General features: G+C 45.6%; 18 protein-coding genes and 1 riboswitch. Of the genes, 11 read left to right on the top strand and 7 right to left on the bottom strand.

The features are described 5' to 3' along the window. Positions 1-86 precede the first annotated feature (86 nt). Positions 87-1,148, top strand: coding sequence for an LLM class flavin-dependent oxidoreductase (locus tag CF394_RS09855; RefSeq protein WP_094943344.1), 1,062 nt, complete (start codon positions 87-89; stop codon positions 1,146-1,148). Between the two features lie 36 nt (positions 1,149-1,184). Here the strand turns inward: CF394_RS09855 and CF394_RS09860 are convergent, their stop codons facing one another. From CF394_RS09860 to CF394_RS09870, 3 genes are all read right to left on the bottom strand, one after another. Then, on the bottom strand, positions 1,185-2,378 hold the full coding sequence (locus CF394_RS09860) for an acyl-CoA dehydrogenase family protein (protein ID WP_094943346.1): 1,194 nt from the start codon (positions 2,376-2,378) through the stop codon (positions 1,185-1,187). Continuing rightward, positions 2,375-3,514, bottom strand: a complete 1,140-nt coding sequence (locus tag CF394_RS09865; protein WP_094943348.1) for a CaiB/BaiF CoA transferase family protein — start codon at positions 3,512-3,514, stop codon at positions 2,375-2,377. The genes CF394_RS09860 and CF394_RS09865 overlap by 4 nt, the downstream gene beginning before the upstream one ends. A gap of 234 nt (positions 3,515-3,748) precedes the next feature. Beyond that, positions 3,749-4,069, bottom strand: coding sequence for a DUF3870 domain-containing protein (locus tag CF394_RS09870; protein ID WP_094943349.1), 321 nt, complete (start codon positions 4,067-4,069; stop codon positions 3,749-3,751). A 133-nt stretch (positions 4,070-4,202) separates the two neighbouring features. Between CF394_RS09870 and CF394_RS09875 the strand changes: the two genes are divergently transcribed. The 7 genes from CF394_RS09875 to CF394_RS09905 all read left to right on the top strand — a co-directional run bounded on the left by CF394_RS09875 (position 4,203) and on the right by CF394_RS09905 (position 10,549). Continuing rightward, entirely contained in the window at positions 4,203-4,841 is a 639-nt protein-coding gene (locus CF394_RS09875; RefSeq protein WP_094943351.1) for an FMN-dependent NADH-azoreductase, read from the top strand. A gap of 145 nt (positions 4,842-4,986) precedes the next feature. Continuing rightward, positions 4,987-5,799, top strand: a complete 813-nt coding sequence (speD, locus tag CF394_RS09880; RefSeq protein ID WP_094943352.1) for an adenosylmethionine decarboxylase — start codon at positions 4,987-4,989, stop codon at positions 5,797-5,799. 182 nt (positions 5,800-5,981) lie between these two features. Continuing rightward, positions 5,982-6,938, top strand: coding sequence for a 2-hydroxyacid dehydrogenase (locus CF394_RS09885; RefSeq protein WP_094943354.1), 957 nt, complete (start codon positions 5,982-5,984; stop codon positions 6,936-6,938). A 128-nt stretch (positions 6,939-7,066) separates the two neighbouring features. Then, entirely contained in the window at positions 7,067-8,227 is a 1,161-nt protein-coding gene (locus CF394_RS09890; RefSeq protein ID WP_094943355.1) for a M20 family metallopeptidase, read from the top strand. Between the two features lie 160 nt (positions 8,228-8,387). Continuing rightward, positions 8,388-9,161, top strand: coding sequence for a basic amino acid ABC transporter substrate-binding protein (locus tag CF394_RS09895; RefSeq protein ID WP_094943357.1), 774 nt, complete (start codon positions 8,388-8,390; stop codon positions 9,159-9,161). A 16-nt stretch (positions 9,162-9,177) separates the two neighbouring features. After that, complete coding sequence (locus CF394_RS09900; protein WP_094943358.1) at positions 9,178-9,837, top strand: amino acid ABC transporter permease; 660 nt, start codon at positions 9,178-9,180, stop codon at positions 9,835-9,837. Continuing rightward, positions 9,830-10,549, top strand: coding sequence for an amino acid ABC transporter ATP-binding protein (locus tag CF394_RS09905; protein WP_094943360.1), 720 nt, complete (start codon positions 9,830-9,832; stop codon positions 10,547-10,549). The genes CF394_RS09900 and CF394_RS09905 overlap by 8 nt, the downstream gene beginning before the upstream one ends. Positions 10,550-10,623: 74 nt before the next feature. On the opposite strand, the gene CF394_RS09910 is transcribed toward CF394_RS09905, so the two are convergent. Next, the gene (locus CF394_RS09910; RefSeq protein WP_094943361.1) at positions 10,624-11,559 is read right to left on the bottom strand and encodes a carbohydrate kinase family protein; all 936 of its coding nucleotides are present in this window, start codon (positions 11,557-11,559) and stop codon (positions 10,624-10,626) included. A 206-nt stretch (positions 11,560-11,765) separates the two neighbouring features. Here CF394_RS09910 and CF394_RS09915 point away from each other — a divergent pair, with 206 nt between their 5' ends. After that, entirely contained in the window at positions 11,766-13,229 is a 1,464-nt protein-coding gene (locus CF394_RS09915; RefSeq protein ID WP_094943363.1) for a carbon starvation CstA family protein, read from the top strand. A gap of 48 nt (positions 13,230-13,277) precedes the next feature. Here the strand turns inward: CF394_RS09915 and CF394_RS09920 are convergent, their stop codons facing one another. Further along, on the bottom strand, positions 13,278-14,039 hold the full coding sequence (locus CF394_RS09920) for an NRDE family protein (RefSeq protein WP_094943364.1): 762 nt from the start codon (positions 14,037-14,039) through the stop codon (positions 13,278-13,280). Positions 14,040-14,195: 156 nt separating this feature from the next. On the opposite strand from CF394_RS09920, the gene CF394_RS09925 reads away from it, so the two are divergent. Then, complete coding sequence (locus CF394_RS09925) at positions 14,196-14,327, top strand: ATP-binding cassette domain-containing protein (protein ID WP_243370819.1); 132 nt, start codon at positions 14,196-14,198, stop codon at positions 14,325-14,327. A 112-nt stretch (positions 14,328-14,439) separates the two neighbouring features. Beyond that, positions 14,440-15,300, top strand: a complete 861-nt coding sequence (locus CF394_RS09935; RefSeq protein WP_094943368.1) for a methyltransferase domain-containing protein — start codon at positions 14,440-14,442, stop codon at positions 15,298-15,300. Between the two features lie 99 nt (positions 15,301-15,399). Here the strand turns inward: CF394_RS09935 and CF394_RS09940 are convergent, their stop codons facing one another. Together CF394_RS09940 and CF394_RS09945 are read right to left on the bottom strand one after the other, a co-directional pair. Beyond that, positions 15,400-16,086, bottom strand: coding sequence for a DUF1129 family protein (locus CF394_RS09940; RefSeq protein ID WP_094943369.1), 687 nt, complete (start codon positions 16,084-16,086; stop codon positions 15,400-15,402). After that, positions 16,083-16,412: a PadR family transcriptional regulator gene (locus CF394_RS09945; RefSeq protein WP_094943371.1), complete on the bottom strand. Its 330-nt coding sequence runs from the start codon at positions 16,410-16,412 to the stop codon at positions 16,083-16,085. The genes CF394_RS09940 and CF394_RS09945 overlap by 4 nt, the downstream gene beginning before the upstream one ends. A 201-nt stretch (positions 16,413-16,613) precedes the next feature. Next, a riboswitch (SAM riboswitch) is annotated at positions 16,614-16,719 on the top strand. The last annotated feature ends 1 nt before the right edge of the window (position 16,720 follow it).

Raw genomic sequence — 16,720 nt, forward strand, 5'->3', positions numbered from 1 at the left:
ATCTCGAATTCGAAGGGTTTCTTCTTTCTGCTGACTGGCAAACTCCGTATACTGAAAGCAGAAAAGGAAGAGAAGGAGACAACTTCATGGAAAACTATCGGATTAATAAAGCAAACGGTCTAGAATTCGGACTGTACACATTAGGCGACCACATGCCGAATCCTCATACAGGAGACCGCATTTCAGCGAAGCAACGGATTGATGAAATCATTCGACTGGCACAGCTTGCTGAGCAGGCGGGCCTTGATTTCTTCAGTGTGGGGGAAAGTCATCAAGAGTATTTTGCGACACAGGCCCATGCCGTCGTACTCGCAGCGATTGCGCAGGCAACAGAGCGTATCAAGATCGGCAGTTCCTCTACTATTGTCAGTACCTCGGACCCAGTTCGTGTCTATGAGAACTTTGCGACTATCGATTTAATCTCAGGGGGACGAGCGGAGATTGTAGCAGGTCGTGCTTCTAGAATCGGCTTGTTTGAACTGCTTGGGTACGACATTCGTTATTACGAAGAGTTATATGAAGAGAAGTTTGATTTGTTGCTGCAGATCAATGAGCAGGAAAAGGTAACGTGGGAAGGGCGATTTAGAGCGCCACTGCGAGATGCTGAGGTGTTGCCGCGTCCAGTTGAAGGGAAACTCCCGATTTGGAGAGCCGTAGGAGGCCCACCTGCTAGTGCTATCAAAGCAGGAGCTGCTGGGGTCCCGATGATGCTTGCTATGTTAGGTGGGCAAGCAGAAAACTTCCAGTACTCAGTGGAGGCGTACCGAGAGTCGGCTCGTCAGGCAGGGCATGATCCTAGGGAACTGCCAATTGCTACAGCAGGTATGTTCTTTGCTGCTGAGACTTCTCAAGAAGCTATCGACACGTACCATACGTATGTGGATAAAGGAATGATGAAGAGCAACGGACGTGGCTATCCAAAGTTTGCATTTGAACAAAGTGCGCGAGATCCCCGTGATGTGCTGAATGTCGGCAGCCCGCAACAAATCATCGAGAAGATCCTGTATCAACACGAATTGTTTGGCCATCAACGCTACATTGCCCAGATGGACTTTGGTGGCGTGCCGTTCGAAGCACTCGAACGTAATATCGAACTGATCGGGTCGGAGATTCTGCCGGCAATCCGTAAATATACGAGACAAGATTAAATGGCCCGCCTTCCCTATGGGAAGGCGGGTTTTTGGTCATTCGCTTTCCCAAGCAGGAAGCATTTGGGATAATGTTTTGTCTTCACGGTAGCCAAGCACATAATCTGCTTGCATCAGTGTGTGGATCTCGCGTGTACCTTCGTAGATAACAGGAGCTTTTGAGTTCCGCAGGAAACGCTCGACTGGATACTCGTCGGAATAGCCATTCGCTCCAAAGATTTGAACCGCGTCATCCGCTGCTTTATTAGCGAAATCACAGGCTTGCCACTTCGCTAGAGAGGTCTCGCGCGTGTTGCGCTTGCCTTCGTTTTTCAACTGGCCTGCACGGTATACTAGTAAACGACTTATCTGATAGCCGGCTTCCATATTCGCAAGCATTTGCTGAACAAGTTGGTGACGCCCAATCGGTTTTCCGAACGTTTCGCGCGTATGACAGTAGTCGACGCTTGCTTCAAGACATGCTTGGATCAGTCCAACGGCACCTGCAGCTACTGTGAAACGGCCGTTATCGAGAGCAGCCATGGCAATCTTAAATCCTTCGCCTTCTTTCCCTAACAAGTTCTCTTTCGGTACTTTTACGTCTTCGAAGAACAGTTCTCCAGTATTCCCCGCACGAATTCCCAGTTTACCTTTCACGGCTTGGGAGGAGAAGCCTTCCCACGTACGCTCGACTATGAACGCAGAAATCGCCTTGTGCTTGTCTTCCTTATTCCCAGTATAAGCGAAGATTAGGAAATGGTCGGCGATGTCACAAAGGGAAATCCATGCTTTTTGACCGTTCAGGATGTAATGGTCGCCATCTAATTTGGCAGTTGTCTGGAGAGCAGCTACGTCAGAACCAGCAGCCGGCTCTGTGAGTCCGAATGCGCCGATCTTCTCGCCTTTTGCTTGAGGAACCAGGTATTTCTCTTTCTGTTCTTCAGAACCCCATTGCAACAAAGTCATGCTGTTTAGACCTGTGTGCACAGAAACCGCCGTACGAAATGCTGTGTCTCCGCGCTCCAGTTCCTCACAGATGATCGCTAAAGAATTGTAATCCATGCCGCTGCCGCCGTATTTCTCTGGAATACAGACGCCCATCAAGCCAAGCTCAGCGAGACGTTTGTAGATATTTTGGTCAAATTTCCCTTGGCGGTCCCAGTCGCGGATATGTGGAATAATCTCTTTGTCGACAAAGTCCCGTACGGTCTTGCGAAGCATCTTTTGTTCTTCTGAGAAATGAAAGTTCATGAATGTTCTCTCCTTTTAATCCATTTGGTTTGGTGTTGTCCCGGTTCTGGTGGTGCTAGACGGTATGTCACTGGGGTCCTCGACAAGTGTAAGGGACTACCGATAAGACGAATAGATCCGGCGACCGGGTGGCTTTGAGTCACCCACATGTTGCGGTGGACGAGTTGTGGATCGTTTGTCAGCTGCTCAAACGTCTGGACTGGGCCACAGGGTATACCGACTGCTCGCATCTGTTCGACCCACGTTGAGACGGTCTGTTCCTGCAAATAAAGTTGAAGTATAGATGTTAACGTCTCTCTATTTTCGACACGTCCGGCATTTGTAGAAAAGCACTCGGGAGGCTTCCAGCCAACAAGGTCGCAGAGTGCTTGGAACTGCGTATTCGTTCCAACTGCTACAATCAGCAGTCCATCCTTGGCATTGAATGTCTGGTACGGCGCAATCTGGGCATGCGTGTTCCCTCTTCGTAGCGGTTCTTTGCCTGTCATCAGGTAGTTGCTTCCGATATTGACCAGGCTGCTGACGGCACAGTCGTAAAGCGACAGATCGATTTTTTGACCTTTACCAGACATGTTTCGTTCAAGAAGTGCTGCTTGAATGCCGATGCAGGCGTAAAGACCGGTCAGAATATCGACGATGGCGACGCCCATCTTTTGGGGACCCGACTCGGGAGTCCCAGTGATCTGCATCAGCCCGCTCATCCCTTGTAAGATGAAGTCGTAACCAGGGAGATCTTTAAGAGGTCCTGTCTCGCCGAAACCTGTGATGCTGCAGAATACGAGCTTTGGGTTTAGTTCGGCAAGTGATTCATAGCCGAGTCCGAACTTTTCCATCGTTCCGGTCTTGAAGTTATGCAACACGACATCGCTCGTCTTGACGAGTTCTCTGAACTGCTCTTGCCCTTCTAAAGTACGCAAATCGAGGGTAATACTTTCCTTGTTGCGATTCGCGCTTAAATAATAGGCGCTCACTCCTTCTTGGAAAGGGGGTCCCCAGTGACGTGTCTCATCCGAACCTCCAGGTGCTTCAACTTTAATAACTTCTGCGCCTAAATCTCCGAAAATCATCGAACAGTAAGGGCCGGCAAGCACACGGCTGAGGTCTAAAATTCGAAATCCTGCCAAGGCACCTGTCATACGCGCTCCTTTCTTGCCATGAAAAAAGCCAATCCAAACAGCCTTATATAAAAGGTCGTTTTGGACTGGCGGTATGTCTGAGAAAGCATTCGGTGAAGAATGGTCGTCAGATTCGGCAGTTTTTATAAGTAAAGTAGATTGCGGGTAGAGGCGTGGATGGACACGGCAGGTGTCTTGGCGCTTCTTACTTCTACTGTATCGAATTTTAAGTGAAATGTAAATCGAATTTACATATTAGTCAGATAATTTGTCGAGTTGCAGTTCGTATTGCTTATAAAGGTCACGAAGAGCGGATTGCAGCGCATTTCCCGCTTTACCGAGATAATGCGTTTGAATCGCTGTAAGGGGCTGATCAATCCCGTCTCGCAAGCTATGTCCACGGAGTAAATGATGGACGAAATCCTGCCCATGTTGGGTGGCGAGTGTACAAGATGCTGTTAAAATGACGTGGTACTTGCGGTCGATCTCGGCTGTGATTGTGAGCGTCTCATACAGATTTTGAGCGGCCATTCCAGCAGGTAACCGTGCATGCCCCGCGATAAATGCAGTGTTCATAAGTCCTCTCCTTGTACCGTTTTTTTCAGTATAGCAGATAGCCTTTCGGGGTGAGCACATGTCTTGAATTCGAATTAATAGCGTGGTAGGATAGCCTTTGTGATTACTTTTTGTAACCTAGGAGGAACGCAACATGACAAACGTATTAGTAGTAAAAGCAAACAATCGCCCGGATGGGATTTCAACTAAAATGTACGACACATTTATGGAGACAGTAAAAGACAGCAACGACTTGAACGTTCGCGTCTATGATGTATTTAAAGAAGATATGCCGTACTTCGGACAAGATCTGTTCAACGCATTTGGTAAAATGCAGAACGAAGAAGAACTGACAGACGTAGAAAAACGCATCTTGGCAGCGAAACAAAATGCTATGGACGCTGTATCTGAAGCAGACGTGCTCGTATTCGCTTTCCCACTTTGGAACCTAACAATTCCAGCAGCGCTTCAAACATTCATTGACTACGTATACTCAGCTGGTTTCACTTTCAAATACGATGCTGAAGGAAATCTCGTTCAGTTGATGCCAGAGAAGAAAGTGATTCTTCTAAATGCGCGTGGAGGCTTGTACTCTGCACCTGAAATGGCACCAATGGAGATGTCTTATAACTACATGCAGAATGTATTCGGTGGCGTGTTCGGCATGGAAATCATCGAAAACGTGATCATCGAAGGTCACAATGCCAACCCACAACAAGCAGAAGCGATTGTGGCAGCTGGTATGGAACGTGTTCGTGAAGTTGCACAAAAACTTGTAGCTCAATACGCGTAAGATGAATCGTTTAGGAGAGAGGACGTGTTCCTCTCTTTTTTTTTGTGAGAAAAGGCCTGTCCATTCTTCGTTTGCTTGTCAAATATAAGGGGTAAAGGTATAGTTGAAACCGAAGTTTATTTTTTACGCGAAGGGATGAGGAAACGTGTCGTTAACTCCCGAGCAGCGCATTGAGCTGCATGAATTCAACAACTTAACAAAATCACTAAGTTTTAATATGTACGATATCTGTTATACGGGCACAAAGGAAGAACGTGAACGCTACATTCAGTATATCGATGAACAATACAATGCAGACCGCCTAACGGCTATTTTGACTAAGGTAACGGAAATAATCGGTGCCCACGTCTTAAATGTAGCGAAGCAAGATTACATTCCACAAGGTGCCAGTGTGACCATGCTTGTATCAGAAGGCCCTGTAGAATCCGCTCCAAAAGAGCAGTTCGAAGAATCACCAGGTCCAATACCGGAAACTGTTGTCATGCACTTGGACAAATCCCACGTGACAGTTCATACGTATCCGGAATACCATCCGAACGAAGGAATTAGTACGTTCCGCGCAGACATCGATGTGTCAACATGTGGAGAAATCTCTCCATTAAAAGCGCTGAACTATTTGATTCACTCGTTCGATACAGACATCATGACGATCGACTACCGTGTTCGCGGGTTCACTCGTGACAAGACGGGACACAAACTGTTCATCGATCACGACATCAACTCGATCCAGAATTATATTCCAGATGACGTGCAAGAACAGTTCAACATGATTGACGTCAACATCTTCCAAGAAAACATCTTCCATACAAAAGCGAAGCTAAAAGATTTCGACTTGAACAACTACTTGTTCGGGACGAAAAAAGAAGATCTGACTGCTGAAGAGCAGCAAAAGATCGAAGCTCAGCTGAAGATGGAGATGGATGAAATCTTCTACGGAAAAAACATCGTTAAGAAATAATCAGATGGCCGGCACTCTTTGGAGTGCCGGTTTTTTCTGTTTTGGAGAGGTCTAGGGAGGAATCGTGCCACGAAGAAGCCGAATTGTGCCAACTAACCTCTAACGAAATAGGGTTTCGTTATCTCTAGTTCAAGAAGTTTGGTATGCTAAATATATAGACTGACGAGAAAGGATGGAGAAAGATGAACGTATTCGCAACACGAAAACTACCTGAAGAAGTGGTCGACAAACTTAAGCAACAAGTAACCTATAGTGAATGGCATTCCGCAGAACAGCCGATGACGAAAGCAGAATTGCTTGAAGCAGTAAAAGATGCAGACGGGATAATCAGCGTGCTTTCTGATCCGCTAGATGCCGAAGTGCTAGCGGCGGCACCAAACTTAAAAGTCATCAGCCAACTCGCAGTAGGCTTTAACAATATCGATGTAGGAGAAGCGATAAAACGAGGAATCCGTGTGACGAACACACCGGACGTCTTGACCAACGCAACTGCCGATCTGACATTTGCCCTACTTCTTGCGGCTGCTCGGAAACTTAGCGCTGCGAGTGCAGAAGTCCGAGAAGGGAAATGGCAGTCTTGGTCCTTGCTGCAGCTTGCTGGAAAGGAACTGAGTGGTGCCACAATCGGTATTTTAGGATTTGGCCGTATCGGACAAGCGGTAGCACGTCGTGCGAAAGGGTTCGATATGAATGTGATTTACTGGAATCGCTCGAAGAAACCTGAAGCGGAACAAGCAATCGGAGCCACCTATCATGAACTGGAAGATGTATTAAAACAGGCAGATTTCTTAGTCATTATGCTTCCATTTGCACCAGAATTAAAGTATTTAATTGGAGCAGAAGAGCTAGCTTTAATGAAATCAGATGCGATTTTGGTGAATACAGCGCGAGGCGGTTTAGTGGATGAGCAAGCTCTTTATGAAGCTCTAAAAAATGGAAGATTAGGAGCGGCTGGACTCGATGTGTTTGAGCAAGAACCGGTTCCTACTGACCATCCTCTACTGACTTTGCCGAACGTAGAAGTAGCTCCACACATCGGCAGTTCGACCGTGGCAACTCGCATGGAGATGGCTGACCTGACCGTTCGCAACCTATTAGCCGTCCTACAAAATAAAGAGCCTGAGACCCCTGTGAATTAAGGGGCTTCAGGTTTTTCTGATTTTCGCAATCCTCATTTACCTTGACTGCACTCGAAATAGCCATTGCGATTTATTTCGAATTCCGTTATAGTAGGCGGCAAGAACCAATCAAAGAGAGGGCGTTTTTAATGAAGGAACAGTTGCAACGACATCTAGAAGAAATTCAACAAGAGTTATGGTCGATGAGTGATCATCTTTATCACAATCCGGAACTCGGAGATCAAGAATTTGAATCGATGGCACTTCTGACGGAGTACTTGGCTCGTCACGATTTTCAGGTAGAGAAAGGAATTGTTGACCGAGCAACGGCTTTCCGAGCTACTTATGATAGCGGCTTGCCAGGACCAACAATTGCATTTTTAGCAGAGTATGATGCCTTACCGGGAGTCGGACACGGATGCGGTCACAATATGATCGGGACGATGGGGATTGGAGCAGGGATCCTGTTATCAAAAGTTGTTGGAGATACAGGTGGAAAAGTTGTGGTTCTCGGAACGCCGGCTGAAGAAACGAACGGTGCGAAAGTGCCAATGGCCGAACAAGGCATCTTCGAAGGAATCGATGCTGCTCTAATGTTACACCCAGCTGACGAGTCGTATGAAAGTGGGGACTCCTTGGCAATGGACGCAATCCAATTTGATTACACAGGACGCCCTAGTCACGCAGCTGCTTCGCCTGAGAAAGGAATCAATGCTCTAGATGGAGTGTTGCAACTGTTCAACGGAATCAATGCTCTTCGACAACATGTTCGCTCTGACGTCCGCATTCACGGTATCATCACAGAAGGTGGAAAGGCAGCAAACGTAGTGCCGGACTTTGCTTCTGCCCAGTTCTATGTACGTGCAGCAGACCGAACGTATTTGAACGAAGTCGTCGAGAAGGTCAAAGCGATTGCGCATGGTGCCGCGCAGATGACTGGTGCAACACTAAGTATGCATAATTATGAATTAAGCTACGATGATATGCAGACCAATCAGACGCTTTCGAAGCGCTTCACAGACAATTTGCTTGCGACTGGTGTTGAAAAAGTACATCCTGCTAAAAAATCTTATGGCTCACTTGATATGGGGAATGTCAGTCAAGTCTGTCCTTCTATCCACCCGTACATTGGTTTAGATTCACCTGGTCTTGTGTTCCATACAAAAGAACTTGCCGACCTCACGATTACAGACAACTCGCACCAAGTCTTGAGCCGTGGCGCTCTAGCAATGGCCCTGACAGGATTTGATTTGCTTGCAGATCAAGAATTGATGCAGCAAGTGAAAGAAGAATTCCAACAAATGAAGTAATGAGATTTCCCCTAAAGTGAACTTGACTTTAGGGGTTTTAAAATGGTTAAATAGTCTGAATAATAAAACTTTAGTGTGACTGTATACAAATGCATAATACCGTGTTATTATTCATTTACTTAAAACTTATATAGTCCATAAGATGAAGGAGAGAATTGACATGAAAAAAGGGTTATTAGCATTACTGGCATTACTCGTACTATTAGTGTTAGCAGCATGTGGATCAAGCGAAGAAGGCGGCTCGTCTTCAGAAGGTGGAGAAGACTCAAAGAAATTAGTGATGGGAACATCAGCAGACTTCCCACCATTTGAATCTGTAGATTCTTCAGGAGAAATCGTTGGATTTGATATCGACCTTGCAAAAGCAATTGGGGAAGAGTTAGGTTATGAAATCGAAGTCCGTGATATGAAGTTTGATGGATTGATCGGTGCACTACAATCTGACCGTATCGACTTCGTCATGTCAGGAATGTCAGCAACAGACGAGCGTAAAGAGAACGTGGACTTCTCAACGGAATACCACCGTTCAGGCGAAATGTTCTTATCTTTGAAAGATGCAGGAATCTCAAGCATTGAAGACCTAGATGGCAAAACACTTGGCGTGCAGCTTGGAACAATCCAAGAGCAAGGGGCACGCAAGATTCAAGAAGAATACGGCTTTGAAATCAAGCCGATCGACAGTTCTTCAATCATGGTGCAAGAGCTTCTTTCAAATCGTGTAGATGCGATCTACATCGATAAAGCAGTTGGCCTTGGCTATCAAGCAGAGCAAGACTTAGCTGGATTCGACGATCCAACTTCTGCTTCTCCAGGTATGGCAGCAGCGTTCCCGAAAGGTAGCGAGCTAGTTGAGGAAGTCAACAAAGCACTTGCAGCACTTGAAGAGAGCGGGAAAATCCAAGAATTAAAAGACAAGTGGTTGTCAGAAGAATAGAAAGGAGTGGTAAGGCATGAATTTGGACTTTAGCCAAATCGTGCCTTATATTCCTTTTATGCTAAAAGGGATATGGGTCACGCTGCAACTCGTTTTCGTTGCACTTATTTTAGGATTTGTTTTAGGAACACTTATTGCTATCGTAAAAATCATGAACAACAAGGTTCTGCGCTTTTTGGCAGATGCTTATACATCGGTTTTCCGTGGAACTCCGTTGATTCTCCAATTGATGATCATCTACTTTGCCGTTCCGCAGCTTACAGGCTATGATATTCCGACGTTCCTAGCAGGGGTTCTAGCATTTGGACTGAACTCGGCCGCCTATATCTCGGAAATCATACGAGCAGGAATTCAAGCAGTAGACAAAGGGCAGATGGAAGCCGCGATGGCTCTAGGTATCCCTTATAAGCCAGCGATGAAAGATTTGATCTTGCCGCAAGCGATGAAAAATATCTTACCTGCACTTATGAATGAATTTATTACTCTTACAAAAGAATCGGCCATCGTATCGACCATCAGTTATATGGACTTGATGCGTCGAGCACAAGTAGTAGGGTCAGATATCTACCGAAACTTTGAGCCGCTCTTATTCGTGGGTCTGATTTATTACCTACTCGTTATGGGACTCACTGTAATTGGTAGAAAGATAGAAAAGAGGTTGAGACAAGGTGATTAATATTCAATCCGTTTCCAAGACGTTTGGAACCAACCAAGTATTGACGAATATTTCTACGACCATCCAGCCGGGAGAGGTAGTTGCGGTCATCGGGCCTTCAGGGTCGGGAAAGTCGACACTACTGCGCTGCATCAATCTACTCGAGACACCTACTGAAGGGGAAATCACCTACAAAGGGGAGTCTCTTGCGAAGACCAAGAACTTGTCAGCTGTCCGTGCGAAGATCGGAATGGTGTTCCAGCATTTTCACTTGTTCCCTCACATGACGGTTCTCGAGAACTTGACCTATGCACCGATTCAAGTGAAAAAGATGTCAAAAGCAGCTGCTGAAGAAAAAGGCCGCGCACTTCTGGCACAGGTCGGCCTCAGCGAAAAAGAGAAAGAATACCCGTCTAAATTATCGGGTGGTCAAAAGCAACGTGTGGCGATTGCACGTGCACTTGCCATGGAACCGGAAGTGATGCTCTTTGACGAACCGACGTCTGCATTAGACCCAGAGATGGTAAAAGAAGTACTGATGGTTATGAAAGATTTGGCGCATACAGGGATGACGATGGTCATTGTAACCCACGAGATGGGCTTTGCTCGTGAAGTAGCAGATCGCATCATTTTCCTTGACCACGGTCAGCTTGTAGAAGAAGGCGCGCCAAGTGAATTCTTCTCCGCACCGAAATCTTCGCGTGCCCGTGATTTCCTAGAGAAAGTGTTGTAATAAAATTTTGACCCCAGGGGTTGTTTCATCAACTAAGTGTACTTAGTGGAGAGCCAACCCCTGGGGTCTTTTCATTACAACTCTTCGATTTCCTCAAGGCGAGGCATTGCTGTTAAAGCCCCTTGCTTCGTGGCACATAAAGCCCCTAGTTTATTTCCAAACGAAGCACATTCTAATACATCTGCATGCGTTTCAGGAAAGCCATTATGGAACACATGATACAACACACCAGCTATGAACGCATCACCTGCACCCGTGGTATCGACAGGAACGACAGGTGTTACTGGTGCATGGATCTGTTGTCCATCCACTAAACAGATTGTTCCGTTTTCACCATCTGTTAAGAAAACAAGAGGGATATCAAATTGCTGAAGGCGTTCGATTCCTAACTCGAACTCTTCCGTCTCCATCAAAAAGTACATCTCTTCTCGAGTCATTTTCACCATGTGGGAAAGGCTCATGAATTCTAGGATAGTCTCTCGGCATCGATCTTCTGTTTCCCAACGAAGGGGACGGACGTTGACGTCAAATGACAACAAGGCACCTTTTTCTCGAGCTAACTGAACAGCACGTCGAGTCGTTTCGAGAGCCGTTGGATGAAACATCGTCCCAGAACAAAAGTGAAACGTTACGGCTTGTTCAAAGGCCTCTACTTCTAGTTCTTCTGGAAGCACTTGAATTTCAGGTGTTGGATCGATGTAGTTGGCGAAGATGCGGTCCGATTCTTCTGTTAAGTGAACGTATACAGATGTGCAGCGCTTATTTGGGGAAAATACAGCGTGTTGCAAATCGACACCTTCTTCGGCCATTTGGGCACGAACAAAATCAGAGGCCTCGTCATCGCCTGTAATCGTAATAAATCGAGAAGGAAGTCCTAGACGACTTGCTCCTGCAGCTACATTGACAGTGGCTCCACCTAAGTACAAATCAAACTCTTTATTTTCATGGGTTCTGGCGATGTAATCTACAAAGGCATCGCCATAGCTCAAAACATAACGGGAAGTTGACAAACTTTAACGCTCCTTGAAAAATCATTTTCCAATTAGTATAGCAGAAAACTGTCGATTTTTCTGAGATTCCGTTTCTTCTGACTGTTCCGACACCAGAACTTACTAAGTCTTAGTGAATAAAGAGGAATTTGTAAACGTGTCTTGAGTTACTAGGAGACGAGTGGTAAAATTCTAATTGTTCAAACAATTTAATGAGGAGGCAGTCCATGATTACGTTTTTTGTTTCGATTCTTCTTTTAATTGTGGGGTATTTTACATACGGAAAGTATGTCGAAAAGGTTTTTGGTGAGAAAGAAGAACGCCCAACCCCAGCTTATGTCAATGCAGATGGGGTCGATTATGTGCCGATGTCCACACCACGAAACTCATTGATTCAATTATTAAATATTGCGGGTGTAGGTCCTGTATTTGGACCGATTGCAGGCGCGCTTTATGGGCCGGTAGCCTTCATCTGGATTGTAGTGGGCTGTATTTTTGCAGGGGCTGTACACGACTATCTAACAGGCATGATCAGCATCCGAAACCGTGGAGCTCATTTACCGGAGCTGGCAAGCCGTTTCTTAGGAAAACATATGCGTCATATTGTGAATGTCTTTGCTTTGTTACTTCTTGTTCTAGTGGGAACAGTTTTTGTAACTTCCCCGGCGATGCTTCTTTATAACTTAATGGATGCAAAGTTCAGTATTGCTATCATCACATTCATTATCTTTGCTTACTACATACTAGCTACATTGTTGCCGGTCGATAAAATCATTGGTCGTTTTTATCCGTTCTTCGGAGCTTTACTTGTTATCTCGGCATTAGGTGTAGGTGTTGGTATGGTCGTTACAGGTGCATCAATTCCGGAACTCACGCTTCAGAACATGCACCCAGGCAACTTACCAATCTTCCCACTACTGTTCTTCACGATCACATGTGGGGCATTGTCTGGCTTCCACGCAACCCAATCACCGATCATTTCTCGTACAACACAAAATGAGAAGCAGGGACGTAAGATTTTTTACGGCATGATGATTGCTGAAGGAATCATTGCGATGATTTGGGCAGCGGCAGCTATGGCCTTGTTCGATGGTTATGGTGGACTTTCTCAGATGCTTGCTGAAGGGGGACCTGCTGGAGTCGTAAGTAGTGTTTCTTTAATGATGATGGGCTCTATTGGTGGAACACTAGCTATACTAGGCGTGATCATCTTACCAATTACGTCTGGTGACACAGCGTTCCGTGCAGCTCGTATGATTATTGCAGATTACTTTAAAATTGCACAAGCTAAAATTTCTAAACGTCTATGGATTGCTATTCCACTATTTGTGATTTCATATGCATTGACTCAAATTGACTTTAACTTGTTATGGCGTTATTTCTCTTGGGCGAACCAAGTGACGGCTGTGATTGCATTGTGGGTAGGGGCGATGTACTTGTTCCTACAGTTTAAAAACCACTGGATTGCGACAATACCGGCTATCTTTATGACAGCGATGGTATTTGTTTATATCGTCTATGAGCCAACGATGGGTCTCGGCCAGTCCTTGACGGTGTCATACATCGTAGGTGCGATTGCTGCGATTCTCATCACACTCGCGTTCTTTTATTACGGGAATAAGAAACGAGGTACCGAATTTATATTAGAAGAAGATGTATCAGGCTTTAAGCAGCCTCTTCCGCAGAATTAAAATAAGCCGTCCTACTGGAGTGTGACTCTCTAGTTAGGACGGCTTTTTCTATAGCTGGAAGTGAAATTCAGATCTTCCTATCTGCTGCCGTTCATGATAGGTCCGTTCATGAAATTCTACAACACCACTGTGAGTCACTGTGATGATCGTCGTGCAGCGAGTTCCGTAATTGGGCATATCGATGAACATGGAAGACAGCTTACGCTCAAGGTCTGGGCCGACACCTGTATCCGGCAGCAGGTGGGGAGCGGCTTGGTCAGTCCGTTGCATCATAGTGAACAAAACATCGTGAGATACTTGTTCTGATGTTGCCACATAGTCACTCAACAGCTCTCGGGCTTGTTCTACTTTTGGCCAAGGAGTATTTAGAAACTTGTTGCTAAGAGCATGGGTCCCTTCTTGAATGGGATGACCGGAAGTCGTCATATTACTGTAGTAATGAAGGTCTGAGAATGTTCCTACTAGGAGATTGAATCCGTTGTAGCAAGTCTTTTGTTGTTCAAGTTTAGAAATGAACTCTGTTGCTGAAGTATCTGTCGTTAAAAATTCTTTAACAATCTCCCCACGAGAAATCAGATCCTGTTGGACGCTAAGTGGGTCGCGATAGTTGGTCAGTGCTGCAATACGGCCAGACTTTGTCACGCCTAACCAAGTCCCACCGGCATGCAGGTCTTTGCCAGCGAGCAATTCGGGATGCTCCGGCCAAAAATGGGCGGGTTCGGTAGGACGGTCATAGAACTCGTCACGATTGGCAGCCATGATGAAGGCATACTTGGGATGCTGCTGAAGATGAAAGGCAATCAAACACATCCGAAATCCCCCTTAGAAAGTCTAATTTTTTCTTACTATACCATGAAGGGTTCCCACAGTAGCATAATTTCGTCTGAAGCTCTAGACTAATGCTATATGAATCAAAAGGAAGGGATGACTATGCAAGAAGCGGCGATTAGTTTTCAAGATGTCTCCATGAAACGAGGAGAACAACAAGTGCTACAACGAATTTCTGGGCAGATACCGAAAGGGAAAATCACGACTCTTGTAGGACCTTCTGGTGCTGGAAAGTCGACACTTCTCAAGCTGTGCAGTTTCAATTGTTGATTGTGTTCTTAATTTTGACTACGGCAGCAGTGACGAGTATCGCTCTTGGCTTCTTGTCCTATCCAACACTTTTTAATAAACAGTATCAGTTAGTTCAGGAAGGGCGAGACGCATGATTACGAAAAAACAACGTGCAATGGAGCGGTTAAGTCACCAAATTGATGCTCTTCAATGTCCTATCTGTAAGCAAGAGCTACAATTGACCGAGTCAGGCGTTACCTGCACAAACCGTCATACAGTAGATGTTGCCAAGCAAGGCTATCTGCATTTGGCAGGAACTGTAGCGAAAAGTCGCTACACAAAAGAGTTGTTTACGGCACGCCAGACATTGCTACAGGAAACAGCTTTTTTTGAACCATTGATTGAAGAAATTGGTGAATGGATTGCGAAAGAAGCGAAAGATTCGCCTCGAATCGTAGACATGGGGTGCGGGGAAGGGACGCATCTTGCAGGTATTGTGAATCGGTTATCAGGAAGCCAAGGGATTGGAATCGATTTATCGAAAGAGGGCATTCAACTGGCAACGAATCATGCAGCAGAAGTCGTTTGGTTAGTAGCGGATCTTGCGAAATCGCCTCTTCAGGAAGCCTCAGTTGATGTGGTCCTTAATATTTTGTCACCAGCGAACCATCAAGAGTTTAGACGTATACTGAAACCAGGTGGTTTCGTTGTAAAAGTAATTCCAAATGCTGCTTACCTACACGAACTGCGTAGCTTCTTTTATGCGGGGACAGATAAAGAGACGTTTGAAAATGAAGAAGCTCAGAATCGGTTTACCAATGAACTCGAGTTCGTCGGAAGTTCTTCAGTGAGCTACCAAAAAGAATTGGATGACAAGCAGTGGCGTGACTTAATTGGTATGACACCGTTGACTTGGAATGCAGAGGAAATGAAAGTTGAAAAGTTTCTAGCCCAAGAAGTAACCGCGGTCACCGTGGATCTGTCAATTTTAGTTGGACGGCTAAAAGAATAAAATGAGACAGGGTTCGCTCGAGGAGCGAACCCTGTTTTTGCTGTTAAAGTAGTAAGTGGATTCCATAGAAACACCGTCGGATCTACAAATGCGTTCGCCTTACGAACTCCACTCTGTCCGTTTTAACACCCATGAAACTAAAAGCAAGACAGCACCAATCCCAATAGAGGAAGCTGGTGGGAAGTCCATTGAGGGACCAAAGTACGGTAGGACCCAATTGACAACTGCGATGATGGCAAATCCAAGTCCACCTACGGCACCAGCACCAGCAAACTCTTTCCAACGGCTTGTTTTCGTTTCTTCGTTGAAAGCCGACTTATTCAACTGGCGCATTAGCAAACGAACAGCTACCCATACGACACCAATCATAACAGCCAATTGGATGAGCGACGGAAGTAAATAGATCTGGGTATCTGGAGACTCACTAAAATAATCAAGCGCAAATAAAATAACGCCACGTGCAATGAAATAGTAGGCAATCAACTGAAACGCCATGCGTCCCCAGAACTTAACCATATCTCGCTTTTCTTCATCTGGAATTTGTTCAATGACGTCATCTGCATACGCTTTTGGATCGTCGCCAAACACATCCGTTGCAGACTTCCCGTCAGCTTGCGCTTCAAGCAAGTGATCGAGCATATCCATCAACACTTCTTCTGTCTTCTGCTCCGACAAAGATAGCTTTGTTCGGATGTAAACTAGCAGCTGTTCATAGTACACTTTGTTCGGGACATGCAGTAGTTCGCGTTTTTCATTGTTTTCTTTAATCAAGTCTTGTACGTTCATGAGGGTTCCTCCTTTAGTAATCGTTCCAGTGGGACGGATAACAATGCCCACTCGTTTCGAATCAGCGCCAGTGCCTGCCCGCCCTGTGGAGTGATTGAGTAATATTTTCGATTGGGTCCTGATTCGGAAGGACGCATCTCACTGACGATCCAGCCTTGCTTTTGAAGCCGTAGCAGGACGGGATAGATGGTACCTTCCGGAACGTCAGGTAATCCCGACTCTTGGAGTTTCCGAGATAATTCGTACCCATAAACAGTCTGCTTCTCGATAACGGCAAGCACACAGCCATCCAAAAACCCTTTTAATAATTGACTGCGAACGGTCATAGCTGATCCTCCTTGCTAGTTTGTATTGCAAGATAGTGAGTTGAAAAAATAGCTACTTGGTAATACAAAGTAGTTAATCCCAGTTTACGTAAACAACACAAACTTGTCAACGCTTTCGTCAGAAAATTGTGTTGACAGTCCTTCCTTCAGTGAGTTAAAGTGGTAAAAAGCTTTGACGAGCGAATTAATTTCATATGCAACATCTTATCGCGAGAGATAGAGGGACTGGCCCGATGACATCTCAGCAACCAGCTGCATGACAGTATGGTGCTAATTCCAGCAGAGTTTAGACTCTGACAGATAAGAGG

The organism is Tetzosporium hominis, from assembly GCF_002265435.1.
In the GTDB taxonomy this organism is placed as follows: Bacteria; Bacillota; Bacilli; order Bacillales_A; family Planococcaceae; genus Chryseomicrobium; species Chryseomicrobium hominis.

Coding starts and splice junctions, on each gene's coding strand:
- CF394_RS09855 (WP_094943344.1), top strand. CDS start 87: ATGGAAAACTATCGGATTAATAAAGCAAACGGTCTAGAATTCGGACTG.
- CF394_RS09860 (WP_094943346.1), bottom strand. CDS start 2,378: ATGAACTTTCATTTCTCAGAAGAACAAAAGATGCTTCGCAAGACCGTA.
- CF394_RS09865 (WP_094943348.1), bottom strand. CDS start 3,514: ATGACAGGTGCCTTGGCAGGATTTCGAATTTTAGACCTCAGCCGTGTG.
- CF394_RS09870 (WP_094943349.1), bottom strand. CDS start 4,069: ATGAACACTGCATTTATCGCGGGGCATGCACGGTTACCTGCTGGAATG.
- CF394_RS09875 (WP_094943351.1), top strand. CDS start 4,203: ATGACAAACGTATTAGTAGTAAAAGCAAACAATCGCCCGGATGGGATT.
- CF394_RS09885 (WP_094943354.1), top strand. CDS start 5,982: ATGAACGTATTCGCAACACGAAAACTACCTGAAGAAGTGGTCGACAAA.
- CF394_RS09890 (WP_094943355.1), top strand. CDS start 7,067: ATGAAGGAACAGTTGCAACGACATCTAGAAGAAATTCAACAAGAGTTA.
- CF394_RS09895 (WP_094943357.1), top strand. CDS start 8,388: ATGAAAAAAGGGTTATTAGCATTACTGGCATTACTCGTACTATTAGTG.
- CF394_RS09900 (WP_094943358.1), top strand. CDS start 9,178: ATGAATTTGGACTTTAGCCAAATCGTGCCTTATATTCCTTTTATGCTA.
- CF394_RS09915 (WP_094943363.1), top strand. CDS start 11,766: ATGATTACGTTTTTTGTTTCGATTCTTCTTTTAATTGTGGGGTATTTT.
- CF394_RS09920 (WP_094943364.1), bottom strand. CDS start 14,039: ATGTGTTTGATTGCCTTTCATCTTCAGCAGCATCCCAAGTATGCCTTC.
- CF394_RS09925 (WP_243370819.1), top strand. CDS start 14,196: ATGAAACGAGGAGAACAACAAGTGCTACAACGAATTTCTGGGCAGATA.
- CF394_RS09935 (WP_094943368.1), top strand. CDS start 14,440: ATGATTACGAAAAAACAACGTGCAATGGAGCGGTTAAGTCACCAAATT.
- CF394_RS09940 (WP_094943369.1), bottom strand. CDS start 16,086: ATGAACGTACAAGACTTGATTAAAGAAAACAATGAAAAACGCGAACTA.
- CF394_RS09945 (WP_094943371.1), bottom strand. CDS start 16,412: ATGACCGTTCGCAGTCAATTATTAAAAGGGTTTTTGGATGGCTGTGTG.